Below are 14,469 nucleotides of genomic sequence, written 5' to 3' on the forward strand. Positions count from 1 at the left end.
CCAGGCCCCACCCTCAACCGGACGGCGTGGGGGGAATCCGAACGGCCCGGGTGACCTCGGCCCGGGCGGCCAACTCAGGATCGGGCGGGTAACGCACGTCCACCAGCGTCAGGCCGTGCGCCGGCGCAACGGTGACGGCAGGGTCCCGGACACCTCGGTGCAGCACCGCCGCGGGCCACTGGGGCGGCTTGCGGCCCTCCCCGACGGCAAGCAGGGCGCCGACCAGCGCCCGGACCATGGAGTGGCAGAAGGCGTCGGCCTCGACGTCGGCCACGACGACCCCGTCAGGCCGGCGGAGCACATCGAGGCGCAGCAGCGTGCGGACGGTCGTCGCGCCCTCCCGGCGCCGGCAGAACGCGGCGAAGTCATGCTCGCCAACCAGGAACAGCGCCGCCGCCGCCATCGCGGGCACGTCGAGCGGACGAGGCCAGGCCAGGGTGTCGAAGCGCCGCAGGGGTTCGGCTCCATACGGAGCGTCGGTGATGCGGTAGACGTAGCGGCGGGAGAGTGCGGAGAATCTGGCGTCGAAGCCGGGCGGTGCCGGGGCGAGCCCGATGATCCGCACGGCCCGGTCCAGGACACCGTTCAGCCGCCGCGCGAGGCCGCCGAGCGGCACGTCGTCCGGGAGATCAACGTGCGCTACCTGGCCGACGGCGTGGACGCCCGAATCGGTCCGTCCGGCGACGGTGAGCCGTACCGCCGGCAACCGCGCCACCCGCATAAGGGCATCCTCCACATCGCCCTGCACGGTGCGTTGGCCGGGCTGGCGGGCCCATCCTGCGAACGGCGTCCCGTCGTAGGAGAGGTTCAGCCGCAGCCGAACCAGCCCGTCGGTCATCGTCATCACCGGCGGGCAGCCGCCTCGCGACCCGCGGGACATCGTCCCGCGGAAACTCCCGGATCGGACATCTGTCTCTCCCCCGTGCAAGCGACGACGCGGCGGTGCGACGGCACTAAAACGAAAGCCCGCCGCCCATGATGGGCGGCGGGCCTGCGCGGATCTACTCCAGGACGCGAGATCCGGGCCGAAGGCCGAAGATTCCGGCCTTCGGCCCGGATCTCAGTTTGCGGAGTTCTGCTCCCCGGTGCCGGAGTCCTCCCCGGTGCCGGAGTCGTCCGCCTGCCCGGTCGTCGGCTTGCCGGCGGCCCCTTCGGCGGGGGTGTCTGCCGGCTCCGCGGCCTCGGCTGCCACAACAGCCGCGGTCGGCGACTCCTGGGCCAGGTCCTCCGCCGCCTCCGCGGTGGCGCCGGTGGGCTTGCGACGAGCCTCGAAACGGGTGTCCCGCGCCCGCTCGGCCTCACTGACGGCCTGCTGGCCGATAGTCAGCGCCTCGACCAGCTCGATCCGGGCCAGCGGGGCGTTGTCACCCTTCCGGTTGCCGATCTTGATGATCCGGGTGTAGCCACCGTTCCGGTTCGCGTAGCGCGGACCGATCTCGGTGAACAGGGTGTGCACGACCGAGTTGTCGCGTACCTGGCGCATGACGCGCCGGCGGGCGTGCAGGTCCCCCCGCTTGGCGAAGGTCACCAAACGCTCGGCGTACGGACGCAGCCGCTTGGCCTTCGCCTCGGTGGTGGTGATGCCGCCGTGCTCGAACAGCGCGGTGGCGAGGTTGGCCAGCAGCAGCCGCTCATGTGCGGGGCTGCCGCCGAGCCGGGCGCCCTTGGTTGGCGTGGGCATGATGAGTGCTCCTCGTTCCTTTCACGGTCCTGCTGGTCACCGGCCTAGCCAGGCTGCCCGCCCGAAGGACGCGGCTCTCGCCACCGGAGGGTCGCCGAGGGCCCCCGCCGGAAGCGGAGGCCCTCGTGGAGAGTCAGTACTGCTCGGTCTCGACGAACTCCGCGCCGTCGTCGGACGGGTCGGAGAACGACGGGCTGTACGTGTCGGTGCCGTAGGTGTCCACGGCCTGGCGCGGGTCGAACCCGGGCGGGGAGTCCTTGAGCTGCAGGCCCATCGCGCCCAGCTTCGTCTTGACCTCATCGATCGACTTCTGCCCGAAGTTACGGATGTCGAGCAGGTCGGCCTCGCTACGGGAGACCAGCTCGCCGATCGTGTGGATGCCCTCACGCTTGAGGCAGTTGTAGGAGCGGACGGTCAGGTCCATCTCCTCGATGGGCAACGCGAGGTCGGCCGCCAGCGCCGCGTCCGCGGCGGACGGGCCGATGTCGACGCCCTCCGCCTCGGCGTTGAGCTCCTGCGCCAGCCCGAACAGGCCGACCAGGGTCTTGCCGGCGCTGGCCATCGCGTCTCGCGGGGAGATCGACGGCTTGGTCTCGACGTCAACGATGAGCCGGTCGAAGTCGGTCCGCTGCTCGACGCGGGTGGCCTCGACCTTGTAGGTCACCTTCAGCACCGGCGAGTAGATCGAGTCGATCGGGATCCGCCCGATCTCCTGGCCGGCTTGCTTGTTCTGGGCCGCGCTGACGTACCCGCGCCCCCGCTCGACGGTCAGCTCGATCTCGAGCTTGCCCTTGTCGTTCAGAATGGCGAGCCGCAGCTCGGGGTTGTGCACCTCGACGCCCGCCGGCGGGGCGATGTCCGCCGCTGTGACCTCGCCGGGGCCCTGCTTGCGCAGGTACATCACGGTCGGCTCGTCGTTGTCGGAGCTGACGACCAGTTCCTTGAGGTTCAGGATCAGGTCGGTCACGTCCTCCTTGACGCCGGGCACGGTGGAGAACTCGTGCAGCACGCCGTCGATGCGGATGCTGGTGACCGAGGCACCGGGAATGGAGGACAACAGGGTCCGGCGCAACGAGTTACCGAGGGTGTAGCCGAAGCCCGGCTCCAGCGGCTCGATCACGAAGCGTGAACGGAACTCGGAGATCGGGTCTTCGATGAGGGTGGGACGCTGAGCGATCAACATGAGAACGTCCTTCCGACCACGGCGACCGCCATATGACGCCGTGTGGTGCGGGCCCCCTGACGGGAGCCGGTGGGCGGAACATCGGTCCGTTCCGCCCACGGGGTGGTGTCCGGGCGGAGGCCCGCCCGGACTCCAGTGTGCTCCGCCCCCTGACTGCGGGGACGACGCCGGCAGACCCTACTTGGAGTAGAGCTCGACGATCAGCTGTTCCTGCACCTGAGTGTCGATCACCTGCCGCGCCGGCAGCGAGTGCACCAGGATCCGCAGCTGGCTCGGGATCACCTCCAGCCAGGCCGGAACGGCCCGACCCTGACCCGCGGTCTCCCGGGCCACGATGAACGGGGTGAGCTCCCGGGCCTTCGGCGCGATCTCGACGATGTCGTTCTCGCTGATCCGATAGCTGGGGATGTCGACCTTGCGGCCGTTCACCTGGACGTGGCTGTGCCGGACGGCCTGACGGGCGGCGTCCCGCGAGGGTGCGAAGCCACCCCGGTACACGACGTTATCGAGCCGCGACTCAAGGATCTTCAGCAGCTCGTCACCGGTCTTGCCGGCCCGGCGATTCGCCTCGTCGTAGTAGCCCCGGAACTGCTTCTCCAGCACGCCGTAGATTCGGGCGCACTTCTGCTTCTCGCGCTTCTGCAGCAGGTACTCGGAGTCCTTGGTGCGGCCACGGCCGTGCTCGCCCGGCGGGTAGGGCCGGATCTCGATCGGGCACTTCGGGGTGTCGCACTTGCTGCCCTTGAGGAACAGCTTGGTCTTCTCGCGGCGGCAACGCTTGCAGTCCGCGCCGGTGTAACGGGCCATCTAATCCTTCTCTCTCGTTTCCTGGCGCGAACTCGAACGCAACGCCACGACACCGGCCGGCGTGGAGCTCCGGCCGCGGCCGCCTCGCCGCATGGTCACACCCTGCGCCGCTTGGGCGGGCGGCAACCGTTGTGCGGGGTCGGGGTGACGTCCTGGATCGCACCGACCTCGAGGCCCGCGGCCTGCAGGGAACGGATCGCGGTCTCCCGGCCGGAACCCGGGCCCTTTACGAAGACGTCGACCTTACGCATCCCGTGCTCCTGCGCCTTGCGGGCCGCGTTCTCGGCCGCCATCTGGGCGGCGAAGGGCGTGGACTTGCGGGAGCCCTTGAAGCCGACATGGCCCGCCGAGGCCCAGGAGATCACGTTCCCGGACGGGTCGGTGATGGAGACGATCGTGTTGTTGAACGTGCTCTTGATGTGAGCGTGTCCGTGGGCGACGTTCTTCTTTTCCTTACGCCGGACCTTCTTGGCGCCGGCTGCGCGCGTCTTGGGAGGCATGTTCGCGTGTGGTCTCCGTGTACGAGGTCGTCGATCAGTGGTCGGCGGCGGCGGGCCCGAGCGGTCCGCCGGGGACCCTGACTACTTCTTGCCGGCCTTCTTCTTGCCGGCGATGGCGCGGCGCGGGCCCTTGCGGGTGCGCGCGTTGGTGTGCGTGCGCTGGCCGTGGACGGGCAGGTTACGCCGGTGACGGAGCCCCTGGTAGCACCCGATCTCCATCTTGCGGCGAATGTCCTGCTTGATCTCCCGGTTGAGGTCACCCTCGACCCGGTAGTTCGCGTCGATCCAGTCGCGCAGTCTGACGATCTCTTCCTCGCTCAGATCACGAACACGCGTGTCCGGGTTGACCCCGGTGGCGGCGAGGGTGTCCCGGGAGCGGCTGCGGCCGATCCCGAAGATGTAGGTCAGAGCGATCTCAACCCGCTTCTCGCGGGGAAGGTCGACGCCGGAGAGGCGTGCCATGAACGGATGTTTCCTTCCTGCGGCCGGAGGTCTCGGGCGATGCCGTCCCGGCCGGCGCCGGGCCGGGCGGGCCCCGGCCTCCGACCGGGGGTAGGTCGTCCCGGATGGGACGCCTGGCATCGCTTGGATGCGGTGGGCCGCCTCTCGGCGGGCGGCACGTGCTGCGCCACCCGCCGGGACGAGGCCGCACCCGTCAGGACATCAGCCCTGACGCTGCTTGTGACGAAGGTTGTCGCAGATGACCATGACTCGCCCGTGGCGACGGATCACCTTGCACTTGTCGCAGATCTTCTTGACGCTGGGCTTGACCTTCACGGCTGTTGCGGACCTCCTGCGCAGCCGCGGGCCGCGCGTGGCGATTGAGTGGAGCTACGGGCGAGTGAGAAGAGATCGACTACTTGTAGCGGTAGACGATGCGGCCGCGGGACAGGTCGTAGGGCGAGAGCTCGACCACGACGCGGTCCTCCGGCAGGATCCGGATGTAGTGCTGGCGCATCTTCCCGCTGATGTGGGCGAGAACACGATGACCGTTCTGGAGCTCCACCCGGAACATCGCGTTCGGGAGCGGCTCCACCACACGGCCTTCGATCTCGATGGCCCCGTCCTTCTTCGGCATGTCCTCCGCTGTCCTGACGTCGGCTATGGGACGGCGGCTCGGCCGCGACCGGTCGGCCCTCCGAAATATTCGGAAAAGCCAAGGTCAGAGGCTTGAACTACCCCGAGAGGAGCCCGAACCCACCAACCACACTGCCACCGACCGCAACTGCCATAGACAGGACTGCTATCGACACGGTGGAGCACACCGGCGTGAGAAGACCGCCAGCTAAAGAGTGTACGCGGCGACCCCCGTCAAGGGTCAACACGACCCCCGCTCAGAGTCGACCCGACCTCAGCCGGTTCAGCCGGTTCCAGACGGGGCGTCAGCCGGCTGCCCGCAGGCGACCCCGAGCTCGGTGAGTTTCGCCGCTCCGCCGTCCGGCGCCGTCAGCACCCACGGCCCACGCGGAGTGATTGCCACCGAGTGCTCGATGTGGGCGGCGAGGCTGCCGTCGCGGGTCACGACGGTCCAGTCGTCGGGGAGCACGGCCGTGTCCGGCGACCCCATGGTAATCATAGGCTCGATGGCCAGCGCAAGGCCCTCGATCAGCCGGATGCCACGGCCGGGCCGGCCGTGGTTGAGCACGTGGGGGGGCTGGTGCATCTCGCTGCCGATACCGTGGCCCCCGTAGTGATCGACGATGCCGTAGCCATGTGGACGGACATGCCGCTCGACGGCGGCGCTGATGTCGGTGAGCTTTCCACCGAGCTGGGCGGCGGCGAGGCCCGCCCACAGCGCGCCCTCGCACGTGTCGATCATCGCGAGAACCTCCGGGGCGACCTCACCGACCGGCACGGTGATCGCGGCGTCCCCATGCCAGCCGTCCACGATCGCCCCGCAGTCGATCGAGATGATGTCGCCCTCGCGCAGCACCCGCTTGCGGGTGGGGATGGCGTGCACCACCTCGTTGTTGACCGAGCTGCAGATCGAGGCCGGATACGGCGGCTGGGCATAGCCCTTGAAGGACGGGATACCGCCGTCGTCCCGGATCGTCTTCTCGGCAAGGGCGTCCAGCTCGGCCGTGGTGACCCCGGGGACGACCGCGTCACGCAGCCGCGCCAGCGTCTTCGCGACGAGCAGGCCAGCAACCCGCATCTTGGCGATCTCCGCCGCCGTCTTGATCTGGACGTGTTCTCGTCGCGCCACGCTCGTCGCCCCGGTCCGTGTTCGTGTTGTGTCCGTTTCCGATGCTAGCCGCCGACCCCCGCAGGACGTACTCCAACGATCTTCCGCGAAAAGCTCGGGAGCCACGTTCGGCCTGGTCCGCGCCCGGACCAGGCCGACGGGTTCAGTCGCCGTAGTGCCGCAGGGCGTCGAGCGCGCGGTCGGTGACGTTGTCCACCGGTCCGGTGGCGTCGATACCGATCAGGATGCCCTTTTCGGCGTAGTACGCCACCAGCGGCGACGTCTGGTCCGCGTAGACCTCGAGCCGATGACGGACCGTCTCCGACCGGTCGTCGTCGCGCTGGAACAGCTCGCCACCACACCGGTCACAGACGCCCTCGACCGACGGCGGGTCGAAGTCGATGTGCCAGATATGACCGCAGTTCCGACAGGTTCGCCGACCGGACAGCCGGCGCACCACCTCGTCGTCGTCGACGACGAGCTCGAGCACCACGTCCAGACGGGTCCCCATGCCATCGAGCATCTGCCCGAGCACCTCGGCCTGCGGGACGTTGCGAGGGAAACCATCGAGCAGGAATCCCTTGACCGCGTCGTCCTCGGCCAAGCGGTTGCGGACCATACCGATGGTGATCTCGTCCGGTACGAGATCACCGGCATCCATGAAGGCCTTGGCCTTGACGCCCAGCTCCGTTCCCTGTCGCACATTCGCCCGGAAGATGTCCCCGGTGGAGATCTTGGGGATCGACCGCGCCTGGGCAATGAACGCGGCCTGGGTGCCCTTTCCGGCACCGGGCGGCCCGACCAGTACGAGGCGCACTACCGGAGGAAACCTTCGTAATTGCGGAGCATGAGCTGGCTTTCGATCTGCTTCACGGTTTCCAGCCCAACCCCCACCATGATCAAAACCGACGTGCCCGCGAAGGGGAACGGCTGGTCCTTGGTCAGGTTCAGCAGTGCCAACGGAAGAACCGTGATCACGCCGAGGAACAGCGATCCCGGGAGCGTGATTCGGTCGAGTACATGTTTGAGGTACTCCGCCGTCGGGTTCCCCGGCCTGATCCCGGGAATGAACCCACCATACTTCTTCATATTGTCCGCGACCTCCGTCGGGTTGAAGGTGATCGCAACATAAAAATAGGTGAAGAAGATGATGAGTGCGAAATATGTCACCAGATAGAATGGATGGCCACCCCTGGAGAGGTATCTTTGCTCGAAGTCCTGGAAGCTCTGGTTGCTCCACACCTGTCCGGCAAGCTGAGGGAGCTGCAGCAGCGAGGACGCGAAGATGACGGGGATGATCCCGGCCTGGTTGACCTTGATCGGCAGGTAGGTCGACGTCCCGCCGTACATCCGCCGCCCGATTAGACGCTTGGCGTACTGGACCGGGATGCGACGCTGAGACTGCTCGACGAACACGACGAACACGACGATCGCGAGACCGAGCAGGAGCACCAGGCCGAACACCACACCGCCGGCGACCTGGAGAATGCGTCCGCCTTCGGAGGGAAGCCTCGCCGCGATCGAGGTGAAGATCAGCAGCGACATGCCGTTGCCGACCCCCCGGGCGGTGATCAGCTCACCCATCCACATGATGACCGAGGTACCCGCTGTCATCGTGATGACAATTGTCGCGATCCGGAACAGGCTCGTGTCCGGGATGATGGCGGCCGAACAGTCGGGGAACAGCCGGCCGCTGCGGGCCAGCGCCACGATGCCGGTGGCCTGCAGAAGACCGAGGGCGATCGTCAGGTACCGGGTGTACTGTGTAAGCTTCTGCTCGCCCGAGCTGCCCTCCTTCTTCAGCTGCTCCAGCCGAGGGATCACCACAACGAGCAACTGAATGATGATACTCGATGTGATATACGGCATGATGCCAAGCGCGAAGATGGACAGCTGCAGCAGAGCCCCACCACTGAACAGGTTGATCAGCGAGTAGACGTTGCTGCTGTCGGCACTCGCCGAGTCCAGGCAGGTGTTCACTGCGGACGTCGAGACACCCGGCGACGGCATGACGCTGCCGAACCGGAACAGCACCACGATACCGACGGTGAACAGCAGCTTCTTGCGCAGGTCAGGCGTGCGGAATGCCCGCGTGAAGGCGGTGAGCACGGCTCCTCCTGCTGGGATTGCGGACCGACGGGAAGTGGACATCCTGCCCAGTGCGGATCGCCTCCCCCGGCCGGTCGCCGAGGTCGGTTAGGCGACTGTAACAGGACACCCGGCCCACTCGTCCCGACATCACCATGGGTAAGCGATGGTGGACCGCAAGAGACGGCTGACGCCGAGGCGCACGGCCGCCTGGCGAGGGGTCCGGACGGGCGGGGCCGGGGTGGGAGCAGGGTGACATGGCCCATACCCCCACCCATGCTCTCAGCTCTGCGTGACGCTCCCGCCGGCAGCGGCGATCTTCTCCTTCGCGGAGGCCGAGAACGCGTCCGCGCTCACGTGCAGCGCGACGTCGATGTCGCCGTTGCCCAGCACCTTCACCGGCGACTTGCCCCGCACCGCACCCCTGGCCACGAGGGCGGCCTTGGTGACCTCACCACCTTGCGGGAACAGCTCCGCGAGGGTGGCGACGTTCACGACCTGGTACTCGACGCGGAACCGGTTGCGGAAGCCCTTCAGCTTGGGCAGGCGCATGTGCAGGGGCATCTGGCCACCCTCGAACCGGGCGGGCACCTGCTTGCGGGCCTTCGAGCCCTTGGTGCCCCGCCCGGCGGTCTTGCCCTTGGAACCCTCACCGCGACCGACGCGGGTTTTGGACTTATGGGCGCCGGGGGCCGGCCGGAGGTGGTGCACCTTCAGGCCGCGGCCACGGACGGCCTGCGCCGAGCCGGCCTCAGTGCCCGCGCCGGTGGCGCCGGTGTCGTCACCGGCGTCGGTCTTCGTCAGTTCGGCCATGGCTAGGAGTCCACCTCCTCGACCCGGACAAGATGGGTCACAGTTCTGATCATCCCGCGAATCTCGGGACGATCATCACGGACGGTCGTCGCGTTGATCTTCCGCAGACCAAGGGTACGCAGCGTGGCCCGCTGGTTCGAGGTACCACCGATCCCCGACCGGATCTGCGTGATGCGCAGCTTGGCCATCAGACACCGGCTCCCGCCGCACGAGCTCGCAGCATGGCCGGCGGAGCGACGTCCTCCAGCGGCAGGCCGCGACGGGCGGCGATCTCCTCGGGACGCATCAGGCCACGCAGAGCAGCGACCGTCGCGTGCACAATGTTGATCGGGTTCGATGAGCCGAGCGACTTCGAGAGCACGTCGTGCACACCGGCGCACTCCAACACGGCACGGACCGGACCACCGGCGATGACCCCGGTACCGGGCGAGGCGGGCTTGAGCAGCACGACGCCGGCTGCCTCCTCGCCCTGCACCGGGTGCGGAATCGTCGAACCGATCCGGGGCACCTTGAAGAAGTGCTTCTTGGCTTCTTCGACGCCCTTGGCGATGGCGGCCGGAACCTCCTTGGCCTTGCCATAGCCGACGCCCACGGTCCCGTCCGCGTCACCGACCACGACGAGCGCCGTGAAGCTGAACCGACGTCCGCCCTTGACAACCTTCGCCACGCGGTTGATCGCGACAACCCGCTCGACGTAGGCGTTCTTCTCCTGCGCCGGGCCGCTGCCCGACCGGTCCCGGCGTTCCCGACGGTCCGAGCCGCCGGAGCCGCCGCCGCGGCGCTGCTGGCCTGGCATCTACAACATCTCCCTGTTCTGGCTGTACTGGCGGTAAAGGCTGGACTGACAGTAAAGGCTGGGGGAAGTCATCAGAAGTCCAGCCCGCTCCCCCGCGCCGCGTCCGCGAGCGCGGCGATGCGGCCGGAGTAGGTCCGCCCACCGCGATCGAACACGACCGCGGCGATCCCGGCCGCCTTCGCGCGCTCGGCGACCAGTGCGCCGACCTTGCGGGCCTGCTCGGTCTTGTCCCCCTCGCCGCCGCGCAGCGACACGTCCAGGGTGGACGCCGACGCCAGCGTGTGGCCGGCGACGTCGTCGATGACCTGGGCGTAGATGTGCCGCGAGGACCGGGTGACGACGAGCCGTGAGCGGGACGGGGTGCCCGCCACCTTCTTGCGCACCCGGACGTGCCGACGGAGCTTCGCGGTCCGTCGGCGCGAGCTGGCGCCGAGGCTCACTGCCATGATCTATCTCCTACTTCCCGGTCTTCCCGACCTTGCGGCGGACGACCTCGCCCTGGTAGCGCACGCCCTTGCCCTTGTACGGGTCGGGCTTGCGCAGCCCGCGGATCTTCGCGGAGACCTCACCGACCAGCTGCTTGTCGATCCCGTGGACCACGAAGCGGGTCGGGGTCTGCACCTCGAAGCGGATGCCCTCCGGGGCCTTGACCGGCACCGGGTGGCTGTATCCGAGGGCGAACTCCAGGTCGGAGCCCTTGGCCTGGACACGGTAACCGACGCCGACGATCTCCAGGGTCTTCGAGTATCCGGCGGTGACGCCGGTGACCATATTGGAGACCAGGGTGCGAGTCAGGCCGTGCAGCGACCGGGAGCGACGCTCATCGTCGGGCCGGGTCACGAGGAGCCGACCGTCCTCGGTGTTCACCACGATCGGCTCGGCCACGACGTGGCTCAGGGTGCCCTTGGGCCCCTTGACGGTGATGGTGGCTCCCTGGACGGTGACATCGACACCGCTGGGGACGGGAATGGGCAGGCGCCCGATCCGTGACATCGCTCGCCCTCCTTACCAGATGTAGGCGAGGACTTCCCCGCCCACGCCCCGCTTGCCCGCCTGCTTGTCGGTCAGCAGACCCGACGAGGTGGAGATGATGGCGACGCCCAGGCCCCCGAGGACCTTCGGGAGGTTCGTCGCCTTGGCATAGACCCGCAGACCCGGCTTGCTGATGCGCTTGATCCCGGCGATCGAGCGTTCCCGGTTGGGGCCGTACTTCAGATCGATGACCAGGGTGTGGCCGACGCCGCCAGCCGAGGTCGCGTCCTCGACGTGCCAGCCGGAGATGTATCCCTCCTGCTGGAGAATCTCGGCAATGTGCGTCTTGATCTTGCTGTGAGGCATCACCACGCGGTCGTGGTACGCCCGGCTGGCGTTCCGGACACGCGTGAGCATGTCCGCAATCGGATCGGTCATCGTCATGGCTTGACGCCTTTCTCACGGCGGTTCCCGCCGGCGCCGAGGTCGTCCTCGGCCGCTGGATGCCGGGCCTGCCGCGATCGGGTGGAGGTGCGGTGGTGGTGCGGTGGAGCCGTGCTGCCGGTGGAGCCGTGCCGGCCCCGGTCCGGGGCGCGGTACCGGCCTACCAGGAGCTCTTGGTGACGCCGGGCAGCTCGCCACGATGCGCCATCTGCCGCAGGCATACCCGGCAGAGCCCGAAGCCCCGGTACACCGAGCGGGACCGGCCGCAGCGCTGGCATCGGGTATAACCCCGGACCGCATACTTCGGCTTACGGTTCGACTTCTCGATCAGTGCTTTCTTGGCCATCTCTCTAGTTCTCCCGGAAGGGGAAGCCCAGCGCCCGCAGGAGCGCCCGGCCCTCGTCGTCGGTGGTCGCGGTGGTGACGACCGTGATGTCCATGCCCCGAACCCGATCGATCCGGTCGATATCGATCTCGTGGAAGATCGACTGCTCGGTCACCCCGAAGGTGTAGTTGCCGGCACCGTCGAACTGCTTCGGCGACAGCCCGCGGAAGTCACGGATACGCGGCAGCGCGATGGTGACGAGGCGGTCGAGGAACTCCCACATCCGGTCACCACGCAACGTCACCTTGGCGCCGATCGGCATCCCTTCGCGCAGCTTGAACTGGGCGATGGACTTCTTCGCGCGCCGGACCGCGGGCTTCTGACCGGTGATGGCCGCGAGATCCCGCACAGCGCCATCGATCAGCTTCGCGTCCCGGGCGGCGTCTCCGACCCCCATGTTGACGACGACCTTGACGACGCCGGGGATCTGCATGACGTTGCGGTAGGAGAACTGGTCCCGCAGCGCCGGGGCGATCTCGTCACGGTACCGCTGCTTGAGCCGTGGAACCGGGCGAGCGCCGGTGGTCCGGCCTTCGATGGTCCGGCCCTCGGTGGTCACAGTCATGGTCTAATCTCGTTTCCCAACTGCTCGACTGCTCGCTCGGCCTACAGCTCGGTGCCGGTGCGCCGCGAGACACGCACCTTGGTGCCGTCGTCGTTGATGCGGTAACCGATCCGGGTCGGCTTCCCGTCAGACGGGTCGACGATCATCACGTTGCTCACGTGGATCGGCGCCTCCTGGGTGATGATGCCCCCGGACTGCGAGCCGCGCGTGCTCTGCTGGACCCGGGTGTGCCGGGTGATCCGGTTCGCGCCCTCGACGAGGACCTTGTTCTGCTCCGGGTAGGCGCGGATGACCTTACCCTTGAGCCCACGGTCCTTGCCGGTGATGATCTGGACCGTGTCGCCTTTCTTGATCTTCAAAGTGGCCACGGTCACAGCACCTCCGGCGCCAGCGAGATGATCTTCATAAACTTCTTGTCACGCAGCTCCCGGCCGACCGGCCCGAAGATGCGGGTGCCCCGAGGGTCACCACTGTCCCGGATGAGCACCGCCGCGTTCTCGTCGAAGCGGATGTAGGAGCCGTCCGGCCGCCGGCGCTCCTTGGTGGTACGCACCACGACCGCCTTGACCACGTCGCCGCGCTTCACGCCGGCGCCGGGCAGGGCGTCCTTCACCGTGCCGACGATGATGTCGCCGATCCCCGCGTAACGACGCCCAGAGCCGCCGAGCACCCGGATGCAGAGAATCTCCCGCGCTCCGGTGTTGTCGGCGACCCGAAGTCGCGACTCCTGCTGAATCACTTTCCGCTCCTGATCACCCGGTACTACTGATCACCCGGTCCTGCCCGGCCCCGGCGTCCGGGCCAGAACTACTTCACTACTTCGCCTTCTCCAAGACCTGAACGATCCGCCACCGCTTGGTCGTCGACAGCGGCCGCGTCTCCATCAGTAGGACGCGGTCGCCGACACCGGTGGTGCCGCTCTCGTCGTGCGCCTTGACCTTCTTGGTACGACGGATCGTCTTGCCGTACAGCGGGTGCTGCACCCGGTCCTCGACCGCGACCACGACGGTCTTGGTCATCTTGTCGCTGACCACGAGGCCCTCTCGGACCTTACGGAATCCGCGGGGGAGAGCCGCCGCGTCCGTGCTCTGCGAAGCCTCCTGGGAGGCCGTCTCGTCTGTCACTGTCCTCACGCCCGTTCCGACTGCGTCGCGTCATCGTCCGCCGCGCCGGCCGCCACCGCCGGATCGTCGGTGATACCCAGCTCCCGTTCGCGCATGACGGTGTAGATCCGGGCGATGTCGCGCCGCACGGCCTGCAGCCGGCGGTTGTTCGACAGCTGCCCGGTCGCCGCCTGGAACCGGAGGTTGAACAGCTCCTCCTTGGCCTCCCGAAGCTTGTCGACGAGCTCCTCGCCCGACAGGCTCCGCAGCTCGTCCGCGGTAGCGACAGCCATTACGCACCACCTTCACGGACCACGAAACGGCACTTCATCGGCAGCTTGTGGATGGCCCGCCGCATCGCCTCGCGGGCCACCGGCTCCGCGACCCCGGACAGCTCGAACAGGACCCGGCCCGGCTTGACGTTCGCGACCCACCACTCAGGCGAGCCCTTACCGGAACCCATCCGGGTCTCGGCCGGCTTCTTGGTCAGCGGACGGTCCGGGTAGATGTTGATCCAGACCTTTCCACCACGACGGATGTGCCGGGTCATCGCGATACGGGCCGACTCAATCTGCCGGTTCGTCACGTAAGCCGACTCCAGGGCCTGAATCCCGTACTCACCGAACGTGACCCGGGTTCCGCCCTTGGCGGCACCGGTCCGCCCGGGGTGGTGCTGCTTGCGGTGCGCGACCTTCCGGGGAATCAGCATGTCTATTCCTCCGCCTTCTCCGGAGTGTTCGCCACGGCCGCCTCAGGCGTCGCGGCCGGCGTACTCGGCGCCGCGGTGGCGGACTCCGCGACAGGTGCCGTCGACTCGGCCGACTCGGCCGACTCGGCCTCGCCCGCCGGAGTCTCAGCCGGGGCGTTCCCGCCGCCACCACCACGGCCCCGGCGCTCGCTGCGGGCCGCCGCCCGGCCCGCTTCGGTCCCGCCCTGGGTCGTGCCGG

The 14,469-nt window shown here is 68.1% G+C and carries 24 protein-coding genes and 1 pseudogene; all 25 read right to left on the reverse strand.

All coding sequences use genetic code 11. The features are described 5' to 3' along the window. Positions 1–13 precede the first annotated feature (13 nt). A complete protein-coding gene (gene truA, locus AC08OQ_RS02335) occupies positions 14–838 on the reverse strand; it encodes a tRNA pseudouridine(38-40) synthase TruA (protein WP_462202429.1) in 825 nt (274 codons plus the stop codon). 222 nt (positions 839–1,060) lie between these two features. Further along, a complete protein-coding gene (gene rplQ, locus AC08OQ_RS02340) occupies positions 1,061–1,681 on the reverse strand; it encodes a 50S ribosomal protein L17 (protein ID WP_462185706.1) in 621 nt (206 codons plus the stop codon). A 133-nt stretch (positions 1,682–1,814) separates the two neighbouring features. Then, positions 1,815–2,864: a DNA-directed RNA polymerase subunit alpha gene (locus AC08OQ_RS02345; protein WP_462202431.1), complete on the reverse strand. Its 1,050-nt coding sequence runs from the start codon at positions 2,862–2,864 to the stop codon at positions 1,815–1,817. Between the two features lie 177 nt (positions 2,865–3,041). Beyond that, entirely contained in the window at positions 3,042–3,671 is a 630-nt protein-coding gene (rpsD, locus tag AC08OQ_RS02350) for a 30S ribosomal protein S4 (RefSeq protein ID WP_476598532.1), read from the reverse strand. Between the two features lie 95 nt (positions 3,672–3,766). Next, a complete protein-coding gene (rpsK, locus tag AC08OQ_RS02355) occupies positions 3,767–4,171 on the reverse strand; it encodes a 30S ribosomal protein S11 (protein WP_011435061.1) in 405 nt (134 codons plus the stop codon). Between the two features lie 81 nt (positions 4,172–4,252). Then, positions 4,253–4,633: a 30S ribosomal protein S13 gene (gene rpsM, locus AC08OQ_RS02360; protein ID WP_462202433.1), complete on the reverse strand. Its 381-nt coding sequence runs from the start codon at positions 4,631–4,633 to the stop codon at positions 4,253–4,255. 201 nt (positions 4,634–4,834) lie between these two features. Next, positions 4,835–4,948, reverse strand: coding sequence for a 50S ribosomal protein L36 (rpmJ, locus tag AC08OQ_RS02365; RefSeq protein WP_003956441.1), 114 nt, complete (start codon positions 4,946–4,948; stop codon positions 4,835–4,837). Positions 4,949–5,027: 79 nt separating this feature from the next. Beyond that, the gene (infA, locus tag AC08OQ_RS02370; RefSeq protein ID WP_006541558.1) at positions 5,028–5,249 is read right to left on the reverse strand and encodes a translation initiation factor IF-1; all 222 of its coding nucleotides are present in this window, start codon (positions 5,247–5,249) and stop codon (positions 5,028–5,030) included. A 282-nt stretch (positions 5,250–5,531) separates the two neighbouring features. After that, a complete protein-coding gene (gene map, locus AC08OQ_RS02375; protein ID WP_462202436.1) occupies positions 5,532–6,377 on the reverse strand; it encodes a type I methionyl aminopeptidase in 846 nt (281 codons plus the stop codon). 142 nt (positions 6,378–6,519) lie between these two features. Then, a complete protein-coding gene (locus AC08OQ_RS02380; protein ID WP_462185702.1) occupies positions 6,520–7,173 on the reverse strand; it encodes an adenylate kinase in 654 nt (217 codons plus the stop codon). Next, positions 7,173–8,465 carry a preprotein translocase subunit SecY gene (gene secY / locus AC08OQ_RS02385; RefSeq protein WP_462185701.1) on the reverse strand — a complete coding sequence of 431 codons (1,293 nt, stop codon included), beginning with the start codon at positions 8,463–8,465 and terminating at the stop codon, positions 7,173–7,175. The genes AC08OQ_RS02380 and secY overlap by 1 nt, the downstream gene beginning before the upstream one ends. Positions 8,466–8,726: 261 nt before the next feature. Beyond that, on the reverse strand, positions 8,727–9,257 hold the full coding sequence (gene rplO / locus AC08OQ_RS02390; RefSeq protein ID WP_462185700.1) for a 50S ribosomal protein L15: 531 nt from the start codon (positions 9,255–9,257) through the stop codon (positions 8,727–8,729). A gap of 2 nt (positions 9,258–9,259) precedes the next feature. After that, entirely contained in the window at positions 9,260–9,445 is a 186-nt protein-coding gene (gene rpmD / locus AC08OQ_RS02395) for a 50S ribosomal protein L30 (RefSeq protein ID WP_011435055.1), read from the reverse strand. Beyond that, on the reverse strand, positions 9,445–10,053 hold the full coding sequence (gene rpsE, locus AC08OQ_RS02400; RefSeq protein WP_462185699.1) for a 30S ribosomal protein S5: 609 nt from the start codon (positions 10,051–10,053) through the stop codon (positions 9,445–9,447). Before rpsE ends, rpmD begins: the two co-directional genes overlap by 1 nt. A 71-nt stretch (positions 10,054–10,124) precedes the next feature. Next, positions 10,125–10,499 carry a 50S ribosomal protein L18 gene (gene rplR / locus AC08OQ_RS02405; RefSeq protein ID WP_462185698.1) on the reverse strand — a complete coding sequence of 125 codons (375 nt, stop codon included), beginning with the start codon at positions 10,497–10,499 and terminating at the stop codon, positions 10,125–10,127. A gap of 10 nt (positions 10,500–10,509) precedes the next feature. Further along, positions 10,510–11,046 (reverse strand): 50S ribosomal protein L6, encoded by a 537-nt coding sequence (gene rplF, locus AC08OQ_RS02410; RefSeq protein WP_462185697.1) that lies wholly within the window; start codon positions 11,044–11,046, stop codon positions 10,510–10,512. Between the two features lie 12 nt (positions 11,047–11,058). Then, entirely contained in the window at positions 11,059–11,469 is a 411-nt protein-coding gene (rpsH, locus tag AC08OQ_RS02415; protein WP_011435051.1) for a 30S ribosomal protein S8, read from the reverse strand. Between the two features lie 160 nt (positions 11,470–11,629). Continuing rightward, on the reverse strand, positions 11,630–11,815 hold the full coding sequence (locus tag AC08OQ_RS02420) for a type Z 30S ribosomal protein S14 (RefSeq protein ID WP_011435050.1): 186 nt from the start codon (positions 11,813–11,815) through the stop codon (positions 11,630–11,632). 4 nt (positions 11,816–11,819) lie between these two features. Beyond that, positions 11,820–12,419 (reverse strand): 50S ribosomal protein L5, encoded by a 600-nt coding sequence (rplE, locus tag AC08OQ_RS02425; protein ID WP_462202438.1) that lies wholly within the window; start codon positions 12,417–12,419, stop codon positions 11,820–11,822. A 41-nt stretch (positions 12,420–12,460) separates the two neighbouring features. Continuing rightward, a complete protein-coding gene (gene rplX / locus AC08OQ_RS02430; protein WP_462185747.1) occupies positions 12,461–12,787 on the reverse strand; it encodes a 50S ribosomal protein L24 in 327 nt (108 codons plus the stop codon). A 2-nt stretch (positions 12,788–12,789) separates the two neighbouring features. Beyond that, positions 12,790–13,158 carry a 50S ribosomal protein L14 gene (rplN, locus tag AC08OQ_RS02435; RefSeq protein WP_476598534.1) on the reverse strand — a complete coding sequence of 123 codons (369 nt, stop codon included), beginning with the start codon at positions 13,156–13,158 and terminating at the stop codon, positions 12,790–12,792. 76 nt (positions 13,159–13,234) lie between these two features. Further along, complete coding sequence (gene rpsQ / locus AC08OQ_RS02440; protein WP_462185746.1) at positions 13,235–13,543, reverse strand: 30S ribosomal protein S17; 309 nt, start codon at positions 13,541–13,543, stop codon at positions 13,235–13,237. A gap of 5 nt (positions 13,544–13,548) precedes the next feature. Then, positions 13,549–13,815 carry a 50S ribosomal protein L29 gene (gene rpmC / locus AC08OQ_RS02445; protein ID WP_462185695.1) on the reverse strand — a complete coding sequence of 89 codons (267 nt, stop codon included), beginning with the start codon at positions 13,813–13,815 and terminating at the stop codon, positions 13,549–13,551. Next, positions 13,815–14,231 (reverse strand): 50S ribosomal protein L16, encoded by a 417-nt coding sequence (gene rplP, locus AC08OQ_RS02450; protein WP_009740521.1) that lies wholly within the window; start codon positions 14,229–14,231, stop codon positions 13,815–13,817. The genes rpmC and rplP overlap by 1 nt, the downstream gene beginning before the upstream one ends. A 2-nt stretch (positions 14,232–14,233) precedes the next feature. Beyond that, positions 14,234–14,469: pseudogene (locus AC08OQ_RS02455) on the reverse strand (30S ribosomal protein S3); the annotation flags it as partial.

This window comes from Frankia sp. CcCS3 (assembly GCF_977927575.1).